This is a genomic window from Polaribacter sp. L3A8, assembly GCF_009796785.1.
Classification (GTDB): domain Bacteria; phylum Bacteroidota; class Bacteroidia; order Flavobacteriales; family Flavobacteriaceae; genus Polaribacter.
Genome location: NZ_CP047026.1, coordinates 3527567 through 3553146, shown reverse-complemented (window position 1 = coordinate 3553146; position 25580 = coordinate 3527567). Strand labels below are relative to the sequence as shown.

At 31.1% G+C, this 25580-nt stretch carries 24 protein-coding genes, 2 tRNA genes and 1 pseudogene; 21 read left to right on the top strand and 6 right to left on the bottom strand.

What is annotated here, in order from left to right:
• Window positions 1-80: 80 nt before the first annotated feature.
• From GQR92_RS14670 to GQR92_RS14655, 4 genes are all read left to right on the top strand, one after another.
• Window positions 81-2483: a 3-hydroxyacyl-CoA dehydrogenase/enoyl-CoA hydratase family protein gene (locus tag GQR92_RS14670; RefSeq protein WP_158840815.1), complete on the top strand. Its 2403-nt coding sequence runs from the start codon at window positions 81-83 to the stop codon at window positions 2481-2483.
• 78 nt (window positions 2484-2561) lie between these two features.
• On the top strand, window positions 2562-3755 hold the full coding sequence (locus tag GQR92_RS14665) for an acetyl-CoA C-acyltransferase (protein ID WP_158840813.1): 1194 nt from the start codon (window positions 2562-2564) through the stop codon (window positions 3753-3755).
• A 133-nt stretch (window positions 3756-3888) separates the two neighbouring features.
• Window positions 3889-5685 (top strand): acyl-CoA dehydrogenase family protein, encoded by a 1797-nt coding sequence (locus GQR92_RS14660; protein ID WP_158840811.1) that lies wholly within the window; start codon window positions 3889-3891, stop codon window positions 5683-5685.
• Between the two features lie 299 nt (window positions 5686-5984).
• Window positions 5985-6143: a hypothetical protein gene (locus GQR92_RS14655; protein ID WP_368074162.1), complete on the top strand. Its 159-nt coding sequence runs from the start codon at window positions 5985-5987 to the stop codon at window positions 6141-6143.
• Between the two features lie 41 nt (window positions 6144-6184).
• Here GQR92_RS14655 and GQR92_RS18265 read toward each other — a convergent pair.
• Both GQR92_RS18265 and GQR92_RS14650 read right to left on the bottom strand, forming a co-directional pair.
• Window positions 6185-6363, bottom strand: a pseudogene (locus tag GQR92_RS18265) (IS256 family transposase); the annotation flags it as partial.
• A gap of 177 nt (window positions 6364-6540) precedes the next feature.
• Entirely contained in the window at window positions 6541-7314 is a 774-nt protein-coding gene (locus GQR92_RS14650) for an RNA polymerase sigma factor (RefSeq protein WP_158840807.1), read from the bottom strand.
• Between the two features lie 227 nt (window positions 7315-7541).
• On the opposite strand from GQR92_RS14650, the gene GQR92_RS14645 reads away from it, so the two are divergent.
• Entirely contained in the window at window positions 7542-7988 is a 447-nt protein-coding gene (locus GQR92_RS14645; protein WP_158840805.1) for a KTSC domain-containing protein, read from the top strand.
• 83 nt (window positions 7989-8071) lie between these two features.
• Here GQR92_RS14645 and trxB read toward each other — a convergent pair whose 3' ends face one another.
• Window positions 8072-9019 (bottom strand): thioredoxin-disulfide reductase, encoded by a 948-nt coding sequence (trxB, locus tag GQR92_RS14640; protein ID WP_158840803.1) that lies wholly within the window; start codon window positions 9017-9019, stop codon window positions 8072-8074.
• Window positions 9020-9209: 190 nt separating this feature from the next.
• Between trxB and GQR92_RS14635 the strand changes: the two genes are divergently transcribed.
• From GQR92_RS14635 to GQR92_RS18180, 5 genes are all read left to right on the top strand, one after another.
• Window positions 9210-9284 (top strand) — tRNA-Pro (locus tag GQR92_RS14635).
• Between the two features lie 222 nt (window positions 9285-9506).
• Complete coding sequence (locus GQR92_RS14630; RefSeq protein WP_158840801.1) at window positions 9507-9884, top strand: ISAon1 family transposase N-terminal region protein; 378 nt, start codon at window positions 9507-9509, stop codon at window positions 9882-9884.
• 104 nt (window positions 9885-9988) lie between these two features.
• Window positions 9989-10153, top strand: a complete 165-nt coding sequence (locus GQR92_RS18190) for a hypothetical protein (protein ID WP_233269879.1) — start codon at window positions 9989-9991, stop codon at window positions 10151-10153.
• Window positions 10154-10188: 35 nt separating this feature from the next.
• A complete protein-coding gene (locus GQR92_RS18185; RefSeq protein ID WP_233269878.1) occupies window positions 10189-10419 on the top strand; it encodes a transposase in 231 nt (76 codons plus the stop codon).
• Entirely contained in the window at window positions 10362-10820 is a 459-nt protein-coding gene (locus tag GQR92_RS18180; protein ID WP_368074182.1) for a transposase, read from the top strand. The genes GQR92_RS18185 and GQR92_RS18180 overlap by 58 nt, the downstream gene beginning before the upstream one ends.
• Before the next feature lie 117 nt (window positions 10821-10937).
• On the opposite strand, the gene GQR92_RS14620 is transcribed toward GQR92_RS18180, so the two are convergent.
• Window positions 10938-11010: transfer RNA gene (locus GQR92_RS14620), tRNA-Met, on the bottom strand.
• A 180-nt stretch (window positions 11011-11190) separates the two neighbouring features.
• On the opposite strand from GQR92_RS14620, the gene era reads away from it, so the two are divergent.
• Window positions 11191-12075, top strand: a complete 885-nt coding sequence (gene era / locus GQR92_RS14615) for a GTPase Era (RefSeq protein WP_158840799.1) — start codon at window positions 11191-11193, stop codon at window positions 12073-12075.
• A 96-nt stretch (window positions 12076-12171) separates the two neighbouring features.
• Here the strand turns inward: era and GQR92_RS14610 are convergent, their stop codons facing one another.
• A complete protein-coding gene (locus GQR92_RS14610) occupies window positions 12172-12681 on the bottom strand; it encodes a GTP-binding protein (RefSeq protein WP_158840797.1) in 510 nt (169 codons plus the stop codon).
• Window positions 12682-12863: 182 nt separating this feature from the next.
• Between GQR92_RS14610 and GQR92_RS14605 the strand changes: the two genes are divergently transcribed.
• The 3 genes from GQR92_RS14605 (at window position 12864) to GQR92_RS14595 (ending at window position 18277) form a co-directional block, all read left to right on the top strand.
• Entirely contained in the window at window positions 12864-14375 is a 1512-nt protein-coding gene (locus tag GQR92_RS14605) for a choice-of-anchor I family protein (RefSeq protein ID WP_158840796.1), read from the top strand.
• Between the two features lie 126 nt (window positions 14376-14501).
• The gene (der, locus tag GQR92_RS14600) at window positions 14502-15812 is read left to right on the top strand and encodes a ribosome biogenesis GTPase Der (RefSeq protein ID WP_158840794.1); all 1311 of its coding nucleotides are present in this window, start codon (window positions 14502-14504) and stop codon (window positions 15810-15812) included.
• Window positions 15813-15889: 77 nt separating this feature from the next.
• The gene (locus GQR92_RS14595) at window positions 15890-18277 is read left to right on the top strand and encodes a GAF domain-containing protein (RefSeq protein WP_158840792.1); all 2388 of its coding nucleotides are present in this window, start codon (window positions 15890-15892) and stop codon (window positions 18275-18277) included.
• 66 nt (window positions 18278-18343) lie between these two features.
• Here the strand turns inward: GQR92_RS14595 and GQR92_RS14590 are convergent, their stop codons facing one another.
• Window positions 18344-19546: a Pycsar system effector family protein gene (locus GQR92_RS14590; protein WP_158840790.1), complete on the bottom strand. Its 1203-nt coding sequence runs from the start codon at window positions 19544-19546 to the stop codon at window positions 18344-18346.
• A gap of 192 nt (window positions 19547-19738) precedes the next feature.
• On the opposite strand from GQR92_RS14590, the gene msrB reads away from it, so the two are divergent.
• From msrB to GQR92_RS14555, 7 genes are all read left to right on the top strand, one after another.
• Window positions 19739-20182: a peptide-methionine (R)-S-oxide reductase MsrB gene (msrB, locus tag GQR92_RS14585; protein WP_158840788.1), complete on the top strand. Its 444-nt coding sequence runs from the start codon at window positions 19739-19741 to the stop codon at window positions 20180-20182.
• An 86-nt stretch (window positions 20183-20268) separates the two neighbouring features.
• Window positions 20269-20805: a peptide-methionine (S)-S-oxide reductase MsrA gene (msrA, locus tag GQR92_RS14580; RefSeq protein ID WP_158840786.1), complete on the top strand. Its 537-nt coding sequence runs from the start codon at window positions 20269-20271 to the stop codon at window positions 20803-20805.
• Between the two features lie 56 nt (window positions 20806-20861).
• On the top strand, window positions 20862-22268 hold the full coding sequence (locus tag GQR92_RS14575) for an FAD-dependent oxidoreductase (RefSeq protein WP_158840784.1): 1407 nt from the start codon (window positions 20862-20864) through the stop codon (window positions 22266-22268).
• A gap of 1 nt (window position 22269) precedes the next feature.
• A complete protein-coding gene (locus GQR92_RS14570) occupies window positions 22270-22506 on the top strand; it encodes a glutaredoxin family protein (protein ID WP_158840782.1) in 237 nt (78 codons plus the stop codon).
• Complete coding sequence (locus GQR92_RS14565) at window positions 22506-24062, top strand: protein adenylyltransferase SelO (protein WP_158842185.1); 1557 nt, start codon at window positions 22506-22508, stop codon at window positions 24060-24062. The genes GQR92_RS14570 and GQR92_RS14565 overlap by 1 nt, the downstream gene beginning before the upstream one ends.
• Before the next feature lie 56 nt (window positions 24063-24118).
• On the top strand, window positions 24119-25063 hold the full coding sequence (locus GQR92_RS14560; RefSeq protein WP_158840780.1) for an aldo/keto reductase: 945 nt from the start codon (window positions 24119-24121) through the stop codon (window positions 25061-25063).
• On the top strand, window positions 25054-25572 hold the full coding sequence (locus GQR92_RS14555) for a peptide-methionine (S)-S-oxide reductase (RefSeq protein ID WP_158840778.1): 519 nt from the start codon (window positions 25054-25056) through the stop codon (window positions 25570-25572). The genes GQR92_RS14560 and GQR92_RS14555 overlap by 10 nt, the downstream gene beginning before the upstream one ends.
• The last annotated feature ends 8 nt before the right edge of the window (window positions 25573-25580 follow it).

Below are 25580 nucleotides of genomic sequence, written 5' to 3'. Positions count from 1 at the left end.
GACATAAGATAATTAGACTGAATGCAAAAGTCTTACGTCTTACGTCTTTTTAAATCATACGTCAAATAATTTTAAAACAAATGACTAGAAGAATTAAAAAAGTAGCAATAGTTGGCTCTGGAATTATGGGAAGTGGCATTGCGTGTCATTTTGCAAACATTGGAGTTGAAGTTCTATTATTGGACATTGTGCCAAGAGAATTAAACGACAAAGAAAAAGCTAAAGGATTAACGCTCGAAGACAAAGTGGTACGAAATCGTTTGGTAAATGATGCACTTACAGCTTCCCTTAAATCGAAGCCCTCTCCTATTTATAATCAGAAATTTGCAAATAGAATTACCACTGGTAATTTAGATGATGATATTGCAAAGGTTGCTGATGTAGATTGGATTATGGAGGTGGTAGTTGAAAGATTAGATATTAAAAAAATTGTTTTTGATAAACTAGAGAAATACAGAACTCCCGGAACTATTATTTCTTCGAATACTTCTGGTATTCCTATCAAGTTTATGAATGAAGGAAGAAGTGAAGACTTTCAGAAACATTTTGCTGTAACTCACTTTTTTAATCCTCCTAGATATTTAAAACTTTTTGAAGTTGTTCCGGGTCCAGATTGTAAACAAGAAGTTACAGACTTTTTAATGATGTATGGTGAAAAATTCTTAGGAAAAACTTCGGTTTTAGCTAAAGATACACCTGCATTTATAGGAAATAGAATTGGAATTTTCGGAATTCAATCTTTATTTCATCAAGTAAAAGAATTAGGTTTAACGGTTGAAGAAGTTGATAAGTTGACGGGACCAGTAATTGGTCGTCCAAAATCTGCAACTTTTAGAACTGTAGATGTTGTTGGTTTAGATACTTTAGTACATGTTGCTAATGGTATTTATGAAAACTGCCCTAATGATGAAGCACATGATTTATTTAAGCTTCCTAGTTTCATCAATACAATGATGGAAAATAAATGGTTAGGAAGTAAAACAGGTCAAGGTTTCTACAAAAAGACAGTTGTTGATGGTAAGAAAGAAATCTTAACATTAGACTTAGATACTTTAGAATATCGTGCGTCTAAAAGAGCAAAATTTGCAACTTTAGAACTTACGAAAACGATTGATAAGCCTATTGATAGATTTAAAGTATTAGTTGGTGGTAAAGATAAAGCTGGTGAATTTTATAGAAAGAACTTTGCGGCAATGTTTGCGTATGTTCAGAATAGAATTCCAGAAATTTCTGATGAAATCTACAAAATTGATGATGCAATGAAAGCTGGTTTTGGTTGGGAGAATGGTCCTTTCGAAATTTGGGATGCCGTTGGTGTAGAAGCAGGAATTGAGTTAATGAAAGCAGAAGGAGCAGCACCTGCAACTTGGGTAACAGAAATGTTAGCTTCTGGTTCTAAATCGTTCTATTCAGTAAAAGAAGGAGCTACTTATTTTTATGATATTCCTTCTAAATCTCAAACTAAAAAACCGGGTCAGGAATCATTTATCATTTTAGATAACATTAGAAAATCAAACGAAGTTTTTAAAAATTCTGGTGTTGTAATAGAGGATATTGGAGATGGAATTTTAAATCTAGAATTCCAATCTAAAATGAATACCATTGGTGGTGATGTTTTAGCAGGTATTAATAAAGGTATTGATATTGCTCAAAAAGATTTTCAAGGTTTGGTTATTGGTAACCAAGCAGCAAATTTTTCTGTGGGTGCAAATATTGGTATGATTTTTATGATGGCTGTAGAGCAAGAATATGATGAATTAAATTATGCCATTAAATATTTTCAAGACACTATGATGCGTATGCGTTATTCTTCTATACCTACTATTTCTGCGCCTCATGGAATGGCTTTAGGTGGTGGTTGCGAAATTTCTTTACACGCAGATAAAGTTGTTGCAGCAGCAGAAACATATATGGGATTAGTAGAATTTGGAGTTGGTGTAATTCCTGGTGGTGGTGGTTCTAAAGAAATGGCTTTAAGAGCATCAGATTCTTTTCAGAAAGGAGACGTAGAGTTAAACATTTTACAAGAAAACTTTTTAACTATTGGTATGGCAAAAGTATCTACTTCTGCTTACGAAGCTTTCGATTTAGGTTTATTGCAACAAGGAAAAGATGTAGTCGTTGTTAATAAAGACAGACAAATAGCAACTGCCAAAGCACATGCAAAACTAATGGCAGAAAGTGGTTATACACAACCTGTAAAACGAAACGATGTTAGAGTTTTAGGTAAGCAAGCTTTAGGGATGTTCTTAGTAGGTACAGATTCTATGCAAGATTCTAAATACATTTCTGAACACGACATGAAAATAGCCAATAAACTAGCATACGTTATGGCTGGTGGAGATTTATCTGAACCAACATTGGTTACAGAACAGTATTTATTAGATTTAGAACGTGAAGCGTTCTTGTCTCTTTGTACAGAACGTAAAACATTAGAAAGAATTCAACACATGTTAAAAACTGGAAAACCGTTAAGAAATTAGATTATTAGAACGTTAGATTTCTCGATTGTTAGAAATCTAAATATCTAAAAATCCAATAATCTAAAAATCAAGAAAATTATGAGCAAACAAGCATATATAGTAAAAGCATATAGAACCGCAGTTGCAAAAGCTCCAAAAGGTGTTTTTCGCTTTAAACGTGCAGATGAATTAGGAGCAGAAACCATTCAGCACATGATGAAAGAATTACCAAATTTAGACGTAAAACGTATAGATGATGTAATTGTTGGTAACGCAATGCCAGAAGGCGCACAAGGTTTAAACATGGCACGTTTTATTTCTTTAATAGGATTAAATTCTGTGGATGTTCCTGGTGTTACTGTAAACAGATTCTGTTCTTCTGGATTAGAAACAATTGCAATGGCAGCAGCTAAAATTCAAGCAGGAATGGCAAGTTGTATTATTGCCGGTGGAGCAGAAAGCATGAGTTCTGTACCAATGACAGGATTTAAACCAGAATTAAATTACGATACCGTAAAATCTGGTCACGCAGATTATTATTGGGGAATGGGAAATACTGCAGAAGCAGTTGCAAATCAGTTTAAGGTTTCTAGAAAAGACCAAGATGAATTTGCCTTTAAATCTCACATGAAAGCTTTAAAAGCACAAGCAGAAAATCGTTTTCAAGATCAAATTGTTCCTATTGAAGTAGAGCAAACTTATCTAGATGAAAACGGAAAGAAAGCAACAAGAAAATATACCGTAAATAAAGATGAAGGTCCTAGAAAAGGAACTAGCATTGAAGCTTTAACAAAACTAAGAGCAGTATTTGCTGTTGGAGGAAGTGTAACAGCGGGTAATTCATCTCAAATGAGTGATGGAGCTGCCTTTGTTATGGTAATGAGCGAAGAAATGGTAAAAGAATTAAATCTAGAACCAATTGCCAGAGTAGTAAATTATGCTGCTGCTGGTGTAGAACCAAGAATTATGGGAATTGGGCCTGTTGCTGCAATACCTAAAGTTTTAAAACAAGCAGGTTTACAACAAAATGATATTGAGTTAATTGAATTGAATGAAGCTTTTGCTTCTCAGTCTTTAGCTGTAATGCGTGAGTTAGATTTAAACCAAGATATTGTAAATGTTAATGGTGGTGCCATTGCATTAGGTCATCCATTGGGTTGTACAGGAGCAAAATTATCTGTGCAATTATTTGATGAAATGCGCAAGCGCGATATGAAAAACAAATACGGAATGGTAACGATGTGTGTAGGTACTGGTCAAGGTGCTGCAGGTGTATTCGAATTTCTTTCGTAAAAATAAAAAATTAAAAAAAACTGAAGAAGTAATAGAAGAATTCCAAAGGATAACAATGGAATTTCAGAACAACCAACAAAGCGGTCGATTTTCTATATTCTTTCTTCTATAACCAAATAAAACAATTAACAAAATGGCAGAATTATTAAGAGGTGGTCAATTTCTTGTAAAAGAAACAAACTGTGAAGATATATTTACTCCAGAAGATTTTTCTGAAGAACAACAAATGATGAAAGAAGCTGTGATGGAATTTAATGATCGAGAGATCATTCCTCACAAAGCTCGCTTTGAAGCAAAAGATTATGCACTTACAGAAGAAGTAATGCGTAAAGCCGGTGAATTAGGATTTTTAGGTGTTGCTGTTCCTGAAGCTTATGGAGGTTTAGGAATGGGTTTTGTTTCTACATTATTAACTTGTGATTATATTTCTAGTGGAACAGGTTCTTTTAGTACTGCTTTTGGTGCACATACCGGAATTGGAACAATGCCAATTACGTTATATGGAACCGAAGAACAAAAACAAAAATATGTTCCTAAATTAGCTACTGGAGAATGGTTTGGCGCTTATTGTTTAACGGAACCAGGTGCTGGTTCTGATGCAAATTCAGGAAAAACTACTGCAGAATTGTCTGCTGATGGAAAATCATACAAAATTAACGGTCAAAAAATGTGGATTTCAAACGCAGGTTTTTGTAAATTAATGATTGTTTTTGCTCGTATAGATGGTGATAAAAACATTACTGGTTTTATTGTTGAGTTTGATAAAGAAAGCCCAAACGGAATTACGTTAGGTGAAGAAGAACATAAATTAGGTATTAGAGCATCATCAACTAGACAAGTGTTTTTTAACGATACAGTTGTACCTGTAGAAAATATGTTAGCGGGTCGTGGCGAAGGTTTTAAAATTGCCATGAATGCATTAAATGTTGGTCGTATTAAATTAGCTGGTGCTTGTTTAGATTCTCAAAGAAGAGTAATTACACATGCAGTAAAATATGCAACTGAGCGTAGACAATTTAAAACTCCTATTGCAGATTTTGGTGCAATTAAAGTAAAATTAGCAGAAATGACTACCAATGCTTATGTTGGTGAATCTGCTACATATAGATCTGCAAAAGATATTGAAGATAGAATTGCTTTAAGAGTTGCTGCAGGAAACACACATCAAGAAGCAGAATTAAAAGGAGTAGAAGAATATGCTATTGAATGTTCTATATTAAAAGTTGCTGTTTCTGAAGACATACAAAGTTGTGCCGATGAAGGAATTCAGATTTTTGGTGGAATGGGGTTCTCTGAAGAAACGCCTATGGAATCTGCTTGGAGAGACGCAAGAATTGCGCGTATCTATGAAGGTACCAATGAAATTAACAGAATGCTTTCTGTTGGTATGTTAATTAAAAAAGCAATGAAAGGGCATGTAGATTTATTAGGCCCTGCAACAGAAGTTGCAAATAGCTTAATGGGGATTCCTTCTTTTGATACACCAGATTATTCTGAATTATTTTCTGAAGAAAAACACATGATTGCTAAGTTGAAGAAAACATTTTTAATGGTTGCAGGCGCAGCACTTCAAAAATATGGTCAAGAAATTGAGAAGCATCAACAGTTACTAATTGCTGCTTCAGATATTTTAATAGAAATCTATATGGCAGAATCTGCTATTTTAAGAACAGAGAAAAATGTAAAACGCACCAGTGAAGCAGCACAATCTGTACAGATTGCAATGTCTAAACTATACTTATACCATGCCGTAGATATTATTGAAGAAAAAGGGAAAGAAAGTATTATTTCTTTTGCTGAAGGTGATGAGCAACGTATGATGTTAATGGGCTTAAAGCGTTTTACAAAATACCAAAACTATCCGGATATTGTAGATTTACGTAACGAAATAGCAGAAAAAGTAAAAGCAGAAAATAAATACTGCTTCTAAAACCTCTTGATGTCAAATTGAGTTTGTTAAAGTTTTCATATTCTTTTTCAAGCTCAACTGACTATCAAATAAATATTAAAAAATTAATCTTTATTCTTAGATTAAAATTAGTTGTTTGTTATAAAACCATCATTTAATATGATGGTTTTTTTGTATATTAAACTCACGCAAACAACTTAAAATTCATAAATTTACTTAAAATCAAAATGATTGAAACTATCATTAATTAAATACAATTAATTATGAAAAAACTTCAAACAATTTTAACTGAAATTACACAAATAACCACAAAGATTGAAATGAATTACCCTGAACTATACAGGTATTTGGATGAAGATCCAATAACTATTCCTTCAATCGATCATCCAAAAATGAATACCAAAGTGATGGCGGAATATCTTGAGAGTTTAAAGCAATTATTACTTCACCCTATAGAAGCACACAAAACGAATAACTAAAAATCAATAAAAAGGGAAGAAATAACTCAACTGAAACAGCTATTTCTTAAGTTATTGACTTTACTTTTTTGATGTTTATCATAATCTAAATGAGCATCGAGTTCACCTTCTAAAACCTTTTAGTTCCTCGTTTGTGAAGTTGTTCAATGAAGTTAGTTAGCCCTGATTCGTTGTTAAATTGTTTTAAAAAATCATCGTTTAATAAATCTTCTGGTCTCATAAGTATATTAAATTTAAAGTTAATAAAAATAAAAAACTCAGAATTTGAACAATCCTGAGTTTTTAAAACTTACACACTTTATGAAATTGTGCCAAAAATCACTTCTTATTAAGTTGATTCTTTTATCAATCTTATAAAAAGGGATTTTTAGTGTGTACTTAATTTAAGCATAAAACACTATTTACCAACAACATATCGGTTTAATAAACTTTGTTGAATTACTTTTTTTGCATCACTTAAAAGTTTTTCAACTTCAGAGATCGTTTTCTTTTGTATTTCTGAAATTTCTTCTATCCTTAATTTTTGATTTGTAAATAGATAAAAAACAATACGCATGGCCGAAGGCATTTTATGTAGCACCAACTCTATATGTTCATTAATTTTATCTTCTCCTATTTCCTTATCTAATTGATCTGCCAAACCTTTCTCATTATCCTCTACAAAGACATGGTCTAAACTATAATCATTATGGTTGTAAGATATATCATCTAACTCTTCTATCATAAGTAAATCTCCACCTCCATCTGTACTAAATTCCTCTTGCATCTCATTCCATTCTGGTTTAGAATAATCATCAATATTTTTAAAAAATAAGTCATTAAATTCTTCTTCTATAATAACATCTTCTAATAATTCATTCGTTTTTTTAAATAACCATAAATAAAAATCATCTTCACCTTCAACTTCTCCAATGTTATCATAAATAATTATAAAAAGTTGATCTATAATGTCATCAGCCTTGTATTTCTTTTTAGAAAAATGTCCTTTCTTTATCGCGGTGTTAAATCTTCGATTTACATATTTTCTTATTTCTGGTAAAATTTGTAATACCAATTTATTAAAAGAATCTTGATTATCATCTTTTTTTAGTTTTACTAAACTAGAAAATGACTTGGTCACAAAAAGACGAAACTCATTTTTGCTTTGGTAATAAGAAATGCTTGTTTTCATAATAAAATAATTTAGATATTTTTAAAGATGCAACTTAAAAAAGGGTAATAAAATGATAATAATCAGTAAACGTTAATTTTATACTTAAAATAGATTTTTACATTTTGAAACAAAAACAGTAGTAAAAATAAAAATGATGTAAAAAAATGATTTCTAATTTATAATTATTTTCTGCATCACAATCAATTTAATATCAGTACTTTTGCACGCAATTTGAAAACACACGAATGAAACGTATTAAAGAATATCAAAAACTTTTTAAAGTAGAAGGCCCTATCGATTTAAAAGATTTAAAAAAAGCTTATAGAGGTTTAGTAAAAGAATGGCATCCAGATAAATTTACTGATGAAGTAAAAAAAGAGGAAGCTGATGTTATGAGTACTCAAATTATTGATGGGTATCATTTCTTGGTAAGTATAGCACCAGAAACTAAAGAAGCTAATTTAGATGCTTATAAAACAACAATAACAGAATTTCAGGTTGCAGATTGGCACCATAAAAGTATGCTTTTAGAGGTTACTTTTACAGACGGAAATAAATACGAATACTTTGGTGTTAGTAAAATACTTTTCGGAAAATTTGTAAACGCAAAATCTATGAATAATTTTGGTAAAAGAAATATTTTTAATTCTTTTACTTATAGAAAATCTATGAAAGCTTCTGCTACAGTTTAAGAACTTTCTTTAAAAGATAGATAACAAAAAAGAGATTACATATTAATGTAATCTCTTTTTTTTATGCTCTAATTTAAGTAAACTTATTCTAAAGCTCCTAAATAACGTTCTGCGTCTAAAGCAGCCATACAACCTGTACCTGCAGCTGTAACCGCTTGCCTATATTCTTTATCTTGAATATCGCCAGCTGCAAAAACTCCTGGTAAGTTTGTTTTTGTAGATTTTCCTTTGGTAATTAGATACCCAGTTTCATCCATATCTAAAACTCCTTTAAATAAATCTGAATTTGGCTTGTGACCAATAGCTATAAAAACACCTGTTACAGCAATATCTGTAGTTTCTTTTGTTTGATTATTGATAGCCCTTACACCTTCTACAACATTAGATCCTAAAACCTCATCTATTTCTGTATTGTAAAGTACTTCTATATTTTTTGTTTTATTAACTCTATGTTGCATCGCTTTAGAAGCTCTCATAAAGTCTTTACGCACTAAAATTGTTACTTTACTACAAATGTTTGATAAATAAGTAGCTTCTTCTGCTGCTGTATCTCCAGCTCCAACAACTACAACATCTTGTCCTTTGTAGAAAAAGCCATCACATGTAGCACATGCAGAAACTCCTCCTCCAATTAAACGTTGTTCACTTTCTATTCCTAAATATTTTGCAGTTGCACCTGTACAAATAATAATAGTTTCTGCTTCAATATGTTTAGACTCATCCACAATAACTTTATGAATTCCTCCAACTTTATCACTTAAGGCTACACTAGTTACCAATCCAAAACGGACTTCTGTACCAAAACGCTCTGCTTGTTTTTGTAAATCTGTCATCATTGCAGTACCATCAGTACCTTCTGGATATCCTGGAAAATTATCAACTTCTGTTGTAGTTGTTAATTGCCCTCCCATTTGCATCCCTGTATACATTATAGGTTTCATGTCTGCTCTTGCTGCATAAATTGCCGCAGTATAACCTGCAGGACCAGAACCTATAATTAAACATTTAATTTTTTCTATTGTATCTGACATAATATTCTGTATCGAATTTAGAAGTGTAAAAGTATCATTTTTTGATACTTATAAATACAAATGTTTATAAATTTTACTAATAGAAACATAAAAAGATATAATTAAATAATTTTATGAAAAAAGATTAAAAATATGATTGCTATTTACAAAAAGAGTGTATCTTTGCAGTCCTTAAATGAGTAATCATTTTCGGGGTGTAGCGTAGCCCGGTCATCGCGCCTCGTTTGGGACGAGGAGGTCGCAGGTTCGAATCCTGCCACCCCGACAAAAAGCTGAATATTTTTTAAATATTCAGCTTTTTTTTATTCTACAACAAATACAAATCACACTACCATAATCAACAAGTTTCTGTATTGATCTGATTTTTTCTTATATAGACTTACTACTATTTTTGCGTAATTCTTAAATCCCACAACTTTTGGATCAACACAAAAAGTTGTGGAGTAAATTAAAAAGCATGAACTTTACAGTCTAATAAATCTCTATTTTGGATACTTCAATTGAACTAACAAAACTATTATTACCAGAAATTCTTGTTGACTATTTTAAACTAACTAAGCACGAAGTTAAAAATGGAGAACTTCATTTCCATTTCACAGAATTAAATACGATTCCTGAAGAATTCAAAGCACTTAAATTAAGTTCTAAAGGTTTTTTTCCTGAAGCTACTATTCAAGACTTTCCAATTCGAGGTAAAAACGTTTTTCTACATGTTATTAGACGACGTTGGGTTGAGGAAAATTCTAAAAAAGTAGTTACAAGAGATTGGCAATTAGTAGCAAAAGGCACTAGAATAACTAGTGAATTTGCTGCTTTTTTTAAAAGATATCAGTCAGTAATAACGCCACTAGCACAAGTACTGTAGCTAATTTCTACGGGGTAAATCCCAGAAGTTTACAAAGACAGTATAAGGATTATTTAAGTGATTTTAAAGCTTGGGATCAACAGAAGCACGCAACAGACTAGTTATTGTTTGCAAAGAATTTAGGGACTCACTTATCACTTGATGAAACTGCCTTTTCTAACGGTGATTTATATACCATAATAACAAATAAATTAGCTAAAGGAAAGAAAGGCGCAATAGTAGCCATGATCAAAGGAACTAAAGCTGAAGTTGTCATAAAATTCCTTTAAAACACAGGAAGAAAGTCAGGGAAGTAACCTTGGATATGGCGGGAAATATGGGGCTTATAGTCAAGAAATCCTTTCCAAACGCTGCCTTAGTAATAGATCGTTTTCACGTGCAAAAATTAGCATTAGATGCACTGCAAGAAATAAGAATTAAACATAGATGGGAAGCGATTGATGCTGAGAATGATGCCATTGAAAACACCAGAAATAAATCTTTAAAATACACCCAAAACTATTACCTAATGGAGATACTCTCAAACAACTATTAGCTAGAAGCAGATATCTATTATATAAATCAAGTAGTAAATGGACTAAAAATCAAGCCATAAGAGCAGAAATACTGTTTGAAAAATATCCGGATATAGAGAAAGCATACAAGTTATGTCAAAATCTATCTTGGATATTCAATAACACTACAGACAAAACATCAGCACTTATAAGACTTGCTAAATGGGATGAAAAAGTAAGACAGGCACACTTTAAAAGCTTCAACACTATAGCTAGAACGATGTCGATACATTATAAAAACATCTTAAACTATTTTGATAATCGAAGTACGAATGCATCAGCAGAATCATTCAATGCTAAAATTAAAGCCTTTAGAGCACAGTTTAGAGGCGTCAGAAATGTGGATTTTTTCTTATATAGACTTACTACTATTTTTGCGTAATTCTTAAATCCCACAACTTTTTGACTTGATCCAAGTAAAGGTAATGAATTCGTGAATTGATTGCATAAAAAAACAGTTTAGCGAACTAAACTGTTGTTTTATAATGATTTAAAGTAGTAGCGGGAACTGGACTCGAACCAGTGACCTTCGGGTTATGAGCCCGACGAGCTACCTACTGCTCTATCCCGCGTTGTAATTCCGAAAACAACTTCTTAGCTTTTAACTTTCGACTCATAATTTCGATTCGTTATTTCCGACTGCAAAGATACAACATAACTAAACAACTGACCAAACTTTTTTCGATTATTTTTTAATTATTTTTTAATGCCCTAAATTCTAAACAAATATAAAAAGGAATTATCTTTGCACTATGACGCATAAAGCAGGTTTTGTAAATATTATAGGAAATCCTAACGTAGGTAAATCAACATTAATGAATGCATTAGTAGGTGAGAAATTGTCTATTATAACAGCTAAAGCACAGACTACGAGGCATAGAATCTTAGGGATTGTAAATGAAGACGACTATCAAATTGTATTTTCTGATACTCCAGGTATTTTAAAACCTGCATACGAGTTGCAATCTTCTATGATGGATTTTGTAAAATCTGCCTTCGAAGATGCAGATGTACTTATATATATGGTAGAAGTTGGCGAAAAAGAATTAAAAAATGAAGCTTTCTTTAAAAGAATCATCCATAGTGAAATTCCTGTTATTCTACTTTTAAATAAAATTGACAAGTCTTCTCAAGAAGAAGTTGAAGAAAAAATTGAATATTGGAAAAATAAAGTACCTAATGCAGAAGTGTTTGTAATTTCTGCGCTAGAAAAATTTAATGTTCCGGCAGTTTTTGAAAAAATAAAAGAGTTATTACCAGAAGGTCCTGCTTTTTATCCGAAGGATCAATTAACAGATAAACCAGAACGCTTTTTTGTAAATGAAAAAATTAGAGAAAAGATTCTAATGCATTACAAAAAAGAAATTCCGTATTCTGTAGAAGTAGAAACGGAAGAGTTTACAGAAGAAGAAAACATTGTTAGAATTAGATCTATAATAATGGTAGAAAGAGAAACTCAAAAAGGTATTATTATTGGCCATAAAGGATCTGCACTAAAACGTGTTGGTGCCGAAGCGAGAAAAGATTTAGAAAAGTTTTTTGAGAAAAAAGTATTTATTGAACTATATGTAAAGGTAAATAAAAACTGGCGTAGCGATAAAACACAATTAAAACGTTTTGGTTATAATCAAAGTTAATAAAAAACCATAATTATATAGGTTTAAAGATTTCAATTCAAAATAATCATTCCCGTTACTTCACTTAATTGTGGTATCGGGAATTTGTTTTAAATCTTATTGCTCAATAATAGCAATTAAAAAGTCATGTAATTCTTTCATTTGTTTTTTTTCGGTTTCTTTTCCTATACTTCCTAAGAAATACAATAACATCCATATTAGTGGAAGTGCAACCAAAATTGCTACAGGAAATACTAAACTTTCACCTAGACGATGTTTTACATAAGCAAACACCGAAAAGCCTAAAAACAAAGTTGCCACAACAAAGTGGACAAACATAAAAAGTGTCCAAACTTGAGGTTTGGGTCCAAATAACCCTTTTAAGGTTGATGAATTTTCTACTACATCTACTACTTCAAAATGCAATTGAGGAGACCAAAAATGACTTTTATTATCAGCAATATCAATAAAAACATGCTTTTCTACTACTCTACTCTTATATATACAAGCATCACTTTTTAGGTACATTGTAATTCTTTTTAATAATTCATCAGAATTCTCATTTAGATCAATAGAAAACCTAGGTCGTAAAAAAAAATCACTATTTCTTGTTTCTTGAACACTCATTCAATTCTTATTATTTTTTAAAAGTAATCAAAAATTACGTTTTGTTAACAAATCAATCAGAAAACACTTAAAAAACAACCTTTTTCTTTACAAACAGATAAAAATACTAATATTTACTTATAATTCACTTAACACTTATTTTAATATTTGGAAGCACTTTTGCAAAAAATAAAAACCAAATAATGAAAATCTTACAAAAACTTATTTTAGTAACTTTATTAGCAATTGTTGTCAGTTGCCAACAAACCAGCGACCCTGTATTACCTCCCGTAAATACCTCTGTCAATTTTCAGCATAAAACCACAATAAATATTGGAGATGAAGGCGCATCAGAAATTACTGCATTTGATAAAACATCAAAAAAACTATTTACCGTTAATGTGGAGTCAAATGAAATCTCTATCAATAATATTAGCGATTTAAATGCTCCAATAAAGGAAACACCTATCAATTTAAATGCGTATGGCTCTCCTAATAGTGTTGCTGTTTTTGATGGTAAATTAGCCATAGCTGTAGAAAATCATGTAAAACAAAACCTTGGCAAAGTCTTAGTTTTTAGTACCGCAGATAATTCTTTATTAAATGAATATACAGTTGGTGCATTACCAGATATGGTAAAATTTTCACCTGATGGAAAAACAATTGTTTCTGCAAACGAAGGCGAACCAAGTGACGATTACACAAATGATCCTGAAGGAAGTGTAAGTATCATTAACCTAGAAAATAATACGGTAACTACTTTAGATTTTACAGCTTTTAATGATCAAGAAGCAGCGCTAGAGAGTAATGGATTTAGAGTTTTTGGTCCTAATGCAGATTTAGCAAAGGATGTTGAGCCAGAATATGTAGCAATTTCTGAAGACTCTAAAACTGCTTGGGTTTCTCTACAAGAAAACAACGGAATTGCTAAAATAAATCTTGCAACAAAAACTATAGAGAATATTTATCCTTTAGGTTATAAAGATTATTCATTAGCAAATAATTCTATAGATGCAAGTGATAAAGATGATGCTACCCAATTAAAAAATTGGCCAGTAAAAGGGATTTATATGCCAGATGCAATTGTGTATGTAAAAATTAACGGTGTAGAATATATTATTTCTGCAAACGAAGGAGATTCTAGAGATTATGATGGTTTTAGTGAAGAAGTTAGAATGGACGATTTAACTTTAGATGAAACAATTTTTCCTGCTGCAGATGATTATTTAAACAAAATAAATCTTGGTCGTTTAAAAACAACTACCACTTTAGGTGATGCAAATAATGATGGTAAAGTAGAAGAATTATTTAGCTACGGAGCGCGTTCTTTTAGTATTTGGTCTGCAAACGGAAGCTTAGTATATGATAGCGGAAATAGCATTGCAACAGAAACATTGGCTTTAACTCCAGATAGATTTAATGATGGTGATAAAAGAAGTGATGACAAAGGTGCAGAACCAGAAAGTGTAGAAATCTTAAACCTTGGCAACGAACGCTATATTTTATTTGTAGGTTTAGAAAGAAACGATCAGGTTTTAGTATATGATATTACAAACCCAACCTCTCCTCAGTTTTTACAAATACTTTCTCATTCTGGTGATGAAGCTCCAGAAGGATTATTAGTAATTTCTGCAGATGATAGCCCAACAGGTAAAGATTTATTAGTAGTTTCTAACGAAGATAGTGGTACAATTACTATTTACGAGAACAACTAAATATAATACTCAATTCTTAAGTAAGAAAACCAGCAAAGAAATTTGCTGGTTTTACTGCTTAAAGACTTTTTTTTTAATATCATTCTTACAACCTTAAATTGTATCTTTGCAAAAATTTCAAGTCAAATGAATAGTATTGTTGCCATTGTAGGAAGACCAAATGTAGGAAAGTCAACGCTTTTTAATAGATTGGTGCAAAGAAGAGAAGCCATTGTAGATTCCGTTAGTGGAGTTACAAGAGATAGACATTATGGAAAATCTGACTGGAATGGAAAAGAATTTTCTGTAATTGATACCGGTGGATATATTACTGGTTCTGATGATATATTTGAAGGCGAAATTAGAAAACAGGTAAATCTAGCCATAGAAGAAGCAGATTTAATTGTTTTTGTAGTAAATGTAGAAGATGGTATTACACCTATGGATGCAGAAGTCGCTAAACTTTTACGTAAGGTTAAAAAACCAATTTTTACCGTAGTAAATAAGGTTGATAACGCAATGCGTGAACCTGATGCTATAGAATTCTACAACTTAGGTTTAGGAGAATACCATACAATTGCTTCTATTAACGGAAGTGGTACTGGAGATTTATTAGATGCTTTGGCAGAAAAAATGCCAGCTCCAGAAGAAGTAGATTTAGAAAAAGAAGAATTACCAAGATTTGCTGTTGTTGGAAGACCAAATGCAGGGAAATCATCTTTTATAAACTCTTTAATTGGGCAAGATAGAAATATTGTTACCAATATTGCTGGTACAACAAGAGATTCTATTGATACAAAATACAATCGTTTTGGATTCGATTTTAATTTAGTTGATACTGCCGGAATTCGTAAAAAATCTCGTGTAAAAGAAGATTTAGAATTTTATTCTGTAATGCGTGCTGTACGTTCTATAGAATATTCTGATGTTATTGTTTTAGTTGTAGATGCCACTCGTGGTTTTGAAGGACAAGATCAAAATATATTTTGGTTAGCAGAAAAAAACAGAAAAGGTGTTGTTATCTTAATTAATAAATGGGATTTAGTAGAGAAAGAAACCAACACAATGCGAGATTTTGAAGCAATGGTTAGAAAACAAATTGAGCCTTTTACAGATGTGCCAATTGTATTTATCTCTGCATTAACAAAACAACGTTTGTTTAAAGCAATAGAAACTGCCGTAGAAGTTTTTCAAAGAAGAAAAACTAAAATACAGACAAGTAAGTTTAATGAAACAATGTTAGAGATCATTAAAAATTCTCCACCTCCAGCTATAAAAGGGAAATTTGTAAAAATTAAATATTGTATGCAATTACCTACACAAACACCACAATTTGTGTTTTTCTGTAACTTACCACAATATGTAAAAGATTCGTACAGACGTTTTCTTGAAAATAAATTAAGAGATATTTATGATTTCTCTGGAGTACCTATTACTATTTATTTTAGACAGAAATAATACCATTTTGTAACTTTTGTTACTGTAATACGTCTAAATGCTTAGTAACATTGTAAATTTATTTACATTTATAAGATATGAAAATTATAAAACCAAATTTAATTTCAGAATCGGAATTACCATTACAACTAAACGTATCTTTTAATAAGGTTTTTACCTTGTTTCAAAAGTATGCGGATATAGAACATGCAAAACACCCTTTTCATAGTTCTGCAAAAGAAATGGTAACTTTAATTAATAAATATCCTGAATTAAATGATGGTTTTTCAGACTACGCCTTATTAGACAAATATAAAGATCAAATAAATTTACTATTAAACCCTTTATTTCCAGAACCTTTACTATCTAACGAAATAAAAGCAGCAAGTATTCCTTTCTCTTTTACTTCGTTTAAATTTACAGATCGTTTTGAAGATATTATACAAAATGCAGGAGAAAATTACGAATTAACTGTTCGTAATTTTGAAGATGATGACATGTATATTATGGCATGTACATTTATTTTAGGCCATGTTTATGGCTTTAAAGTAGATGTAAAAAGACCTTTCTATTTTGATATTCCAGATAAAACATCTGGAACAATGAAATATTATAGAACTACTTTTAATGCAGATTTTTCTGAAATTACGGCTACTAAAAAAGCACCTTTACTAACAGAAAAAGACTTTAAAGAATTACTTAATAATTTTGATAACATAGCACTTTGGAAAGAAAAATTTCCTCCAAACAGTTATATTTTTAAAGGCTTTGGTCTTATTAGTTTGTTTGATGTTACATCCGAAGAGATGCTTTCATCTATTAAAGCAAACCTATTAGAAGGTGGCACAGATTTAATACCTAAGCTACAAAGTAATTTAAGAGATTTTTACAGCATAAAAGACTTAAAATTAGGCTATTCTATTTTTGACAATATCAACATAAAAATTTGTGAAACAAAGGTTAATAAATCTAACAGTTTAATTTTAAATCATGGAGCAGAAATAAATTGTGATTCCAATTACTTTTGTAATGCAATTATGGAAAAAGTGTTCAAAAACCATGAAACATTTATCATTTCTGATGTAGATCAATATGGTTTAAATACAGATCACAATCTTTTTTCTAAGAACCTTCAAGAAAACGGAATTCAAAGTATTATTTTAATTCCTATTAAAGCAACCAATAATGGAGATTTGGCTTTATTAGAAATTGCATCGCCAAGAGCATTTGATTTAAACTCGGTAAACATCAACAAGTTAAAAGATATTATTCCTGTTTTCGAAGCCGCTGTAAAAAGAACTTCAGAAGAACGACAAAATATTTTAGAAGCTACCATTCAAGAAAACTACACATCGATACATAATTCTGTAAAATGGCGTTTTTATGAGGCTGCAGAAAAATATCACGTATCACGTCAAATAGATAAAAATGCAAAATTAGACGAAATTGTATTTAATGAGGTGTACCCTCTATTTGGACAAAGTGATATAAAAGGCTCTTCTGATGCAAGAAATTTAGCAATAAAAGAAGATTTAACAACACAATTAACACTAGCAATTACAGTATTAAAAGATGCCTGTAAAACAGAACAGCTACCTATATATAATGAGTTAATGTTTCGGGTTGCTTCTTATTTAAAGGATGTAAAAAAAGGCTTATCTGCTGGTGATGAAGTAAGTATCTTAGATTTTTTAAGTAGAGAAATCTACCCTGTTTTTAATCATATAAAAAACATAAGTACAGCGCTTTCTCAAAAGGTGAGTGTTTATATGAATCGTTTAGACAAAAAACTAAACGTTGTGTATGAAAAAAGAAAAGAATACGAAAACAGTGTTACATTATTAAATGATAAGCTCGCTAAATTCTTAGACGACAAGCAAATACAAGCGCAAGAAATGTTTCCTCATTATTTTGAGCGATATAAAACAGATGGTGTAGAATACAACATGTACATAGGAAAATCTATTACAAAAAATAAAAATTTTGATAGTTTATACCTATACAACCTTCGATTATGGCAATTACAGACTACCTATGAAATGGAAAACCTAGCCTTTTACGAACGTAAAAACATGAAACACGATTTACGAGTTGCTTCTTTAATTTTAGTACATAGTAATCCTATGGCAATAAAATTTAGAATGGACGAAAAGCAATTTGATGTAGATGGTGCTTATAATATTAGATACGAAATCATTAAAAAACGTATAGATAAAGCGCATATAAAAGGCACAAAAGATCGTTTAACAGTACCAGGGAAAATAGCAATTGTATATTCTCAAAATAAAGATGCTTTAGAATATGTAAAATACATAAACTATTTACAATCTAAAAAGCAATTAGGCAAAATAGAATTTCTAGACTTAGAAGACCTACAAGGTGTTACTGGTTTAAAAGCGTTAAGAGTAGAAGTTATATATCAAACAAGTTTTGATGAAAATCAAACAATTACTTTTAATGATTTAATGAAAGAAATTGAAGCTTAAGACTTCTCTTCTTTTGCCCTTTTAAAAATAAAGCATAAGCTATTTCTTAAGTTTAATACCTAGGTTTTATGCTGGCATTCCTTGATAATAAAAAGAAATTGCAAAAGCCAATACACTTACTAAAATACCAATCATAAAAACGGTATACGTAATTCTTAATATTTTATACTTCTTATTTAAAACCAGTCCTAAAAAATACAAATCTTTAGTTAAAGAGCCATATAAATAATCTTTGTCCTGCATCATTTCTTGAATTCCCCATTCAAAATCGGGTAATTCCATTTGATGAAAATTTCCAAAAAATAATAAGTTAATTTTTTTATTAATAAGATCTACCTTGGTAAACTTACCCTCTGTAACATTGGGTCTTGTAGCTAAAATTGATAAAATAATAGAAGCCACTGTAAATACTATAAATATAACGGTTGGTATAATTAAATAACCATTAGAAGCTTTATCTAATTTTGGCAATAGATTAGACAATGCTAAAGAAACAATAATTGCATTTACAGATAACAAAATATTGGCTTTTGTATCTGCAATATTACTTAAAGTCATGTGGTTTTTTAATGCTACCCTAAACATTGTTTCTACACCACGATCTGGCACATCTCCTTTTTCTTTTTTTAAATCTAATGCTTCTTGTTTCTGATTAAATTTCTTAGCATCGGTTTTTAATTCCTTCTTATTTTTAATCAATTTAGACAAATTTTTCTCTTTTGTCTTTGTCCAGTTTTTTAATGCATACTCCGTATTATAACGATGATCTTGCGTAAAGAATTCAATATTCCCATCAACCCATTCCGAATCAGAAACTTTTTTAAAACCTGTTAACTCCCACTCCTTTCTTAATAATGCTGTATAATCAAAAAAGTTCTTAGAAGCTAAATGCGCACAATCTGCATCTGCAATAATTTTTTCTAAATCATTTTTTGGCTTATAATTTATTTTCGTCGCCAAAATAAGGTCTGTAATTTCCTTAATTCTTTCCTCAGAAATAGTATGCTTTTTTAAAAATGCTGTAACAATTTTCACACTTTCATCTTCATGGTTTTCTGCACCTTTTATAAAACCGGTATCATGAAACCAAGCAGCAATTTCTAAATTTTCTGCCGCTTCATTATCTACTTTTAAGTTTTCAACAAGTTCTTTTGTTTTTGCCACGACTCTTTGTGTGTGAGCTAAATTATGATATACATAGTTTCTCTCTAAATCCGTATTTAAAACCTTAAATACATGCTTTTCAGCATCAACAATTAATGTGCTCATTGTAAAATTATTTTATAAATAAATAAGAAGAAATTATAGTTCCATTCACGACTTTCTTAATATTCGTCGTAAATTTATGGATTGCTTTCAACAGTTTACAAATTAAGAATTATTTGTAAGGTAACAAGTGTTTTTACGTCAAAAAAGCAAATTGTATTTCAATATTAATTTAGAAAAGAAACAGAACAAAATATGCTTACTTGGAAAGAGATTATCAATTTTAGTGTAAAAGGAAATCCAACTCCAGATAAAAGAGTAGCGAAATCCGAAAAAGAGTGGAGAGCTCAATTAACGGCAGAACAGTTTAGAATTACAAGACAAAAAGGTACAGAAAGACCACATACAGGTGCTTTATGTTCTATTTATGATGAAGGCCAATACAACTGTGTCTGTTGCAACACCCCTTTATTTGATTCTACCATAAAGTTCGATTCTAGTTCTGGTTGGCCAAGTTTTACACAACCGATTAAAGAAAATGCTATTAAATATTACAAAGACATTTCTTTTGGTATGGTAAGAGTAGAAGTGATGTGCAATACTTGTGATGGACATTTAGGGCACGTTTTTCCTGACGGACCAGAACCAAGTGGTTTGCGTTATTGTATTAATTCTGAATCGATGAAATTAGGAATTTAAAACGTCATTGCGAGTTTACGAAGCAATCTATTATTAAATTAGAGATTACTTCGTTATTCTTCCTCGTTTTGACAAAAAGGTATAAAATGAATAAAAATTTACAAACTACCACTTTAGGAGGTGGATGTTTTTGGTGTACAGAAGCTGTATTTCAAGAAGTAAAAGGTGTAGAAAAAGTGATTTCTGGTTATACAGGAGGGATCGCTCCAGGCAAACCAACATACAGAGAAATTTGTTCTGGTTTAACAGGGCATGCAGAAGTTATTCAAATTACTTTCGATGCAAATATCATTTCTTATGAAGATGTTTTGGTTATTTTTATGACCACTCACGATCCTACAACCTTAAATCAACAAGGTGCAGATAGAGGAACTCAATATCGCTCTGTTATTTATTATCATAATGAGCTTCAGCAAAAAATTGCTGATGAAGTTTTAAAACAAGTACAACCTTATTATGATGATAAAATTGTAACAGAAATTAGTCCTTTAGCTATTTTTTATGAGGCTGAAGAAGAGCATCAGAATTATTACAGAGAAAATACGCAACAAGGATACTGTAGTTTTGTAATTGCCCCAAAATTGACTAAATTGAGAAAATTACACGCAGATAAATTAAAATAACAAAATAGATTTTAGGGAATAAATAACCTAAAATCTATGTATGAAAAAAAATTAAAATGACTGAGATTTTACTATACGGAGCAGATTGGTGTCCAGATTGCAGAAGAGCAAAAACATACTTAAAAGAAAATAATATAGAGTTTACTTTTGTTGATGTAGATTTAGACAAAGAAGCAACCGCAAAAGTAGAAGCTATTAACAACGGAAAACGTATTATTCCTACGCTTATTATCAAAGGAAAATCGTATACAAACCCTAACAATGTAGAATTGGCTGCTGTTTTAGGAATCAATGAAGTTGGTAAAGTTCAGTTATTTGGAGCAGATTGGTGTCCAGATTGTAGAAGAGCAAAAAGTTTTTTAAGAGACAATGGTATTAATTTCGATTTTGTGGATGTAGATCAATACGATTGGGCTACAAAAAAAGTAGAAGAAATTAATAACGGAAAACGTATTATTCCTACTATTTTAATTGACAATGTACCGTACACAAACCCAGATAACGTAAAGCTTACAGACCTACTTTCTATAAATATAGAAAAAGAACATAAAATATTCGACACCATTATTATTGGTGGTGGCGCTGCAGGTTTAACAACTTCTATTTATGCACAAAGAGATCGTTTTGACACCTTAATTTTAGAGAAATCCACCATTGGTGGAAACGCTTTCTTAACCGAAAAGATTGAAAACTACCCTGGTTTTACTTCTATTTCTGGTCCAAAATTAATGGAAAAGATGGAGGAACAAGCCAAAACTTATGGTGCAGTTATTAAAACAGGAGAAGAAGTTGTTGGTATTGAAAAGAAGGATAATTTATTTTCTATAGAAACAAAAGGAACCACTTATTTAGGGAAATCTGTGGTATTATCTACAGGTTCTACCTATAGAAAACTTGGTATCCCTAATGAAGAAGAATTAATTGGTTCTGGTATTCATTTTTGTGCAACTTGCGATGGTGCTTTTTATAGAGATAAAGATATTATTGTAATTGGTGGTGGAAATTCTGCTTTAGAAGAAGGTATCTTTTTAGCTGGTTTTTGTAAAAGTGTAAAAATAGTACATCGTTCAGAAAACTTTTCTGCATCTGAAACCTATGTAGAGAAACTAGCAAGTATCGATAATATTTCTACATATATGAATAAAACATCTTTAGAATTTATTTCTGATGAAAAAGAATTATTTAAAACATTAAAAGTAAAAGACAATGCTACAAACGAAGAGTCTTTATTAGAAGCAGATGGTGTCTTTATTTTTATCGGATTGATACCAAACACACAATCTTTTAAAGGAATTGTAGCTTTAGATAAAAGAGGTTTTATACAAACTACCGCATTAGCTCAAACTTCTATCGATGGAATTTTTGCTGCTGGAGATTGTAGAGAAGGCGCAATTGCACAAGTAGCTGCAGCAACAGGTGAAGGCGTTTTAGCTAGTTACGGAATTAGAAGTTTTTTAAAATAAGATGATTAAATTATTTGGCACAGAAAGATGCCATAAAACTCAATATTATAAAACATTTTTAGAAACGCGTAATATAGATTACGCGTTTTTAGATATAGAAAAGTCTATAGAAAATGCAGAGGAATTACGTAACTTGTATGAAAATAGAAAACTAAATTTTCCTACAATTACAATGAACACTAAAAAGTTAAGAAATCCTTCGGATAAAGACCTTCTTAAATGGATTGATACATTATGATGAACATAAACATAAAAGACACTTTTACGGCAGAATTACCTTCGGATGTTAACTTGGAAAACACAAGAAGACAGGTAGAAAATGCTGCTTTTTCTTATGTAAACCCAAAGAAAACAGCAAAACCAGAAGTCTTACACGTTTCACCAGAAATGGTTACTGAATTAGGTATTTCTAAAGAAGATGTAAAATCTGAGTTTTTTAAAAACATTGTAACCGGTAACGAAATTTATCCAAATACAAGACCGTATGCCATGTGTTATGCGGGACATCAATTTGGTAATTGGGCAGGACAATTAGGAGACGGAAGAGCTATTAATTTGTTTGAAATTGAACACCATACTAAAAACTGGAAAGTACAATTAAAAGGAGCTGGCGAAACTCCGTATTCTAGAACAGCAGATGGTTTGGCGGTTTTGCGATCATCCGTTAGAGAATATTTGTGTGCAGAAGCCATGTTTCATTTAGGTGTGCCAACCACAAGATCTTTGTCTTTAAGTTTATCAGGAGATCAAGTTTTACGTGATGTTTTATATGATGGAAATCCGGCTTATGAAAAAGGTGCCATTGTTTCAAGAATTTCTCCTTCGTTTTTACGTTTTGGTAGTTTCGAAATTTTTGCCGCTAGAAAAGACCTTAAAAACTTAAAAGGTTTAATGGATTATACCATCAAACATCATTTTTCGCATTTAGGAGCACCATCCAAAGAAAATTATATTCAGTTTTTTAAGGAAGTTTCAGAACGTACTTTAGCCATGATTATTCATTGGCAACGTGTTGGTTTTGTACACGGAGTAATGAATACAGATAACATGTCTATTCTTGGTTTAACCATAGATTTTGGACCTTATGGTTGGCTAGAAGGGTTCGATTTTGGCTGGACTCCGAATACAACCGACAGTCAGCATAAACGATATAGATACGGAAATCAGCCAAATATTGGTTTGTGGAATTTGTATCAACTTGCAAATGCTTTATATCCAATAATTGAAGAAGTAGATCCTTTAAATGCTATTTTAGAACAATATAAAATCGATTTTGAAATACAATCTTTACAGATGATGAAATCTAAATTAGGTTTATCTACTTCGGATGAAGACGATCTAAAATTGATTCAGAATTTAGAGGATACTTTACAATTGGTAGAAACAGATATGACAGTATTTTTTAGAAATTTAAGCAATTTTACGGATGAAAAATCGGGTTTAGAGTTGATAGAAGAAGCTTTTTACGACTCTAAAAATATTTCTGATGAAGTAAAAAATAGCTGGAACGTTTGGTTCAAGAAATACGATGAACGTCTTCAAATAGAACGAATTTCATCCGAAGAAAGAAAAGAAAAAATGGATCTTGTAAATCCTAAATATGTGCTTAGAAACTATATGTCTCAAATGGCAATTGATGAAGCAGATAACGGAAATTACGCTTTAATTGATGAATTATTTCAACTCTTAAAAAATCCATACGCAGAACAACCAGAAAACGAAAAATGGTTTGCAAAAAGACCAGAATGGGCAAGAAACAAAGTAGGTTGCTCTATGTTATCTTGTAGTTCATAAAACTATTTACAAATTAAGACCTCACAACCTGTGAGGTCTCTTAAAATAATACAAAAATGAAATTAGGATTAGGAACCGCAGCTTTAGGAAGACCTCAATACATTAATGTTAGAACAGAAACATGTGATAACTCTGACTTATCGGAATTTAGAAACCAGAGTTTTGCAGTTTTAGAAGAGGCTTATCATTTAGGAATTCGTTATTTTGATACGGCTCCGGGTTACGGTTTAGCAGAAGAATTATTGTTAGAATGGATACAAACCAAAAATGACAATTCTATTGAAGTTGCTACAAAATGGGGATATACATACACGGCAAATTTTGATGCAAATGCAACGGTTCACGAGGTAAAAGAGCATAGTTTGTCTAAATTAAATGAGCAATGGAATTTCTCTAAACAGCTACTACCCTATTTAAAAGTGTATCAAATTCATTCTGCAACTTTAGAAACTGGTGTTTTAGAGAATACAGAAGTTTTAAAGCAATTGGCTTTCTTAAAAAAGGAACACAACCTAAAAATAGGATTAACAACAACAGGAACCAACCAAGTTGAAGTCATTAAAAAAGCTTTAAATGTTTTGGTTGATGGAGCGCCGGTTTTTGATTTATTTCAAGTAACCTATAATTTTTTAGACCAAAGTTTCATAGAAATTTCAGGGGAATTAGTTCGTCAAAATAAATCGATTGTAATTAAAGAAGCTTTGGCTAATGGAAGGGTTTTTAAGAATGAAAACTACACGAATTACACTAGAATGTACGCCACTTTAGAAAGTTTATCAAAAAAACACAACGTTGGTGTGGATGCTCTTTCATTAAAATATTGCGCACAAACAATTCCGGAAAGCACGGTTTTAAGTGGTGCAAGCTCTATTGAACAATTAAAACAGAATTTAGAAATGGATTCTTTTACCTTATCTGCTGATGACATAGAAACCTTAAATTCTTTAAAAGTTTCTCCAGATGCATACTGGACAGAAAGAAAGCAATTACAATGGAATTAACCAAAATTGCTTTTGGTGGTGGTTGTCATTGGTGTACAGAAGCCGTTTTTCAGACTCTAATTGGAGTAGAAAAAGTGGAACAAGGTTGGGTTGCATCAACAGATATAAACAACACTTTTTCTGAAGCCGTAATTGTACATTTTAATATCGAAAAAATAGCTTTAAAAACGCTTATTGAAATCCATTTATTAACGCATAAAAGCACGAGTAATCATTCTATGAGAACAAAATATCGGTCTGCGATATATTATTTTTATCATCAACAAAAAGAAGAAAGCATACAAATTATTGAACAATTACAAGGAAGCTTCAGCGATAGCATTATTACGAAAGTAATAGCATTTAAAACCTTTAAACCTTCTACCTATGAATTTCAAAATTATTATCAATCAAATCCAGAGAAGCCATTTTGTAAGAATTATATCAACCCAAAGTTGAAACTTTTATTACAACAATTCTCTAAAAACGTAGACAAATGTAAAGTTCATCACCTTATTTCGACTATTTAAGAAATCAA

Excerpts from the sequence above, each read along its gene's own strand:
- GQR92_RS14670 (WP_158840815.1), top strand. The coding sequence starts at position 81 with ATGACTAGAAGAATTAAAAAAGTAGCAATAGTTGGCTCTGGAATTATG.
- GQR92_RS14665 (WP_158840813.1), top strand. The coding sequence starts at position 2,562 with ATGAGCAAACAAGCATATATAGTAAAAGCATATAGAACCGCAGTTGCA.
- GQR92_RS14660 (WP_158840811.1), top strand. The coding sequence starts at position 3,889 with ATGGCAGAATTATTAAGAGGTGGTCAATTTCTTGTAAAAGAAACAAAC.
- GQR92_RS14655 (WP_368074162.1), top strand. The coding sequence starts at position 5,985 with ATGAATTACCCTGAACTATACAGGTATTTGGATGAAGATCCAATAACT.
- GQR92_RS14650 (WP_158840807.1), bottom strand. The coding sequence starts at position 7,314 with ATGAAAACAAGCATTTCTTATTACCAAAGCAAAAATGAGTTTCGTCTT.
- GQR92_RS14645 (WP_158840805.1), top strand. The coding sequence starts at position 7,542 with ATGAAACGTATTAAAGAATATCAAAAACTTTTTAAAGTAGAAGGCCCT.
- trxB (WP_158840803.1), bottom strand. The coding sequence starts at position 9,019 with ATGTCAGATACAATAGAAAAAATTAAATGTTTAATTATAGGTTCTGGT.
- GQR92_RS18185 (WP_233269878.1), top strand. The coding sequence starts at position 10,189 with ATGGCGGGAAATATGGGGCTTATAGTCAAGAAATCCTTTCCAAACGCT.
- era (WP_158840799.1), top strand. The coding sequence starts at position 11,191 with ATGACGCATAAAGCAGGTTTTGTAAATATTATAGGAAATCCTAACGTA.
- GQR92_RS14610 (WP_158840797.1), bottom strand. The coding sequence starts at position 12,681 with ATGAGTGTTCAAGAAACAAGAAATAGTGATTTTTTTTTACGACCTAGG.
- GQR92_RS14605 (WP_158840796.1), top strand. The coding sequence starts at position 12,864 with ATGAAAATCTTACAAAAACTTATTTTAGTAACTTTATTAGCAATTGTT.
- der (WP_158840794.1), top strand. The coding sequence starts at position 14,502 with ATGAATAGTATTGTTGCCATTGTAGGAAGACCAAATGTAGGAAAGTCA.
- GQR92_RS14595 (WP_158840792.1), top strand. The coding sequence starts at position 15,890 with ATGAAAATTATAAAACCAAATTTAATTTCAGAATCGGAATTACCATTA.
- GQR92_RS14590 (WP_158840790.1), bottom strand. The coding sequence starts at position 19,546 with ATGAGCACATTAATTGTTGATGCTGAAAAGCATGTATTTAAGGTTTTA.
- msrB (WP_158840788.1), top strand. The coding sequence starts at position 19,739 with ATGCTTACTTGGAAAGAGATTATCAATTTTAGTGTAAAAGGAAATCCA.
- msrA (WP_158840786.1), top strand. The coding sequence starts at position 20,269 with ATGAATAAAAATTTACAAACTACCACTTTAGGAGGTGGATGTTTTTGG.
- GQR92_RS14575 (WP_158840784.1), top strand. The coding sequence starts at position 20,862 with ATGACTGAGATTTTACTATACGGAGCAGATTGGTGTCCAGATTGCAGA.
- GQR92_RS14570 (WP_158840782.1), top strand. The coding sequence starts at position 22,270 with ATGATTAAATTATTTGGCACAGAAAGATGCCATAAAACTCAATATTAT.
- GQR92_RS14565 (WP_158842185.1), top strand. The coding sequence starts at position 22,506 with ATGAACATAAACATAAAAGACACTTTTACGGCAGAATTACCTTCGGAT.
- GQR92_RS14560 (WP_158840780.1), top strand. The coding sequence starts at position 24,119 with ATGAAATTAGGATTAGGAACCGCAGCTTTAGGAAGACCTCAATACATT.
- GQR92_RS14555 (WP_158840778.1), top strand. The coding sequence starts at position 25,054 with ATGGAATTAACCAAAATTGCTTTTGGTGGTGGTTGTCATTGGTGTACA.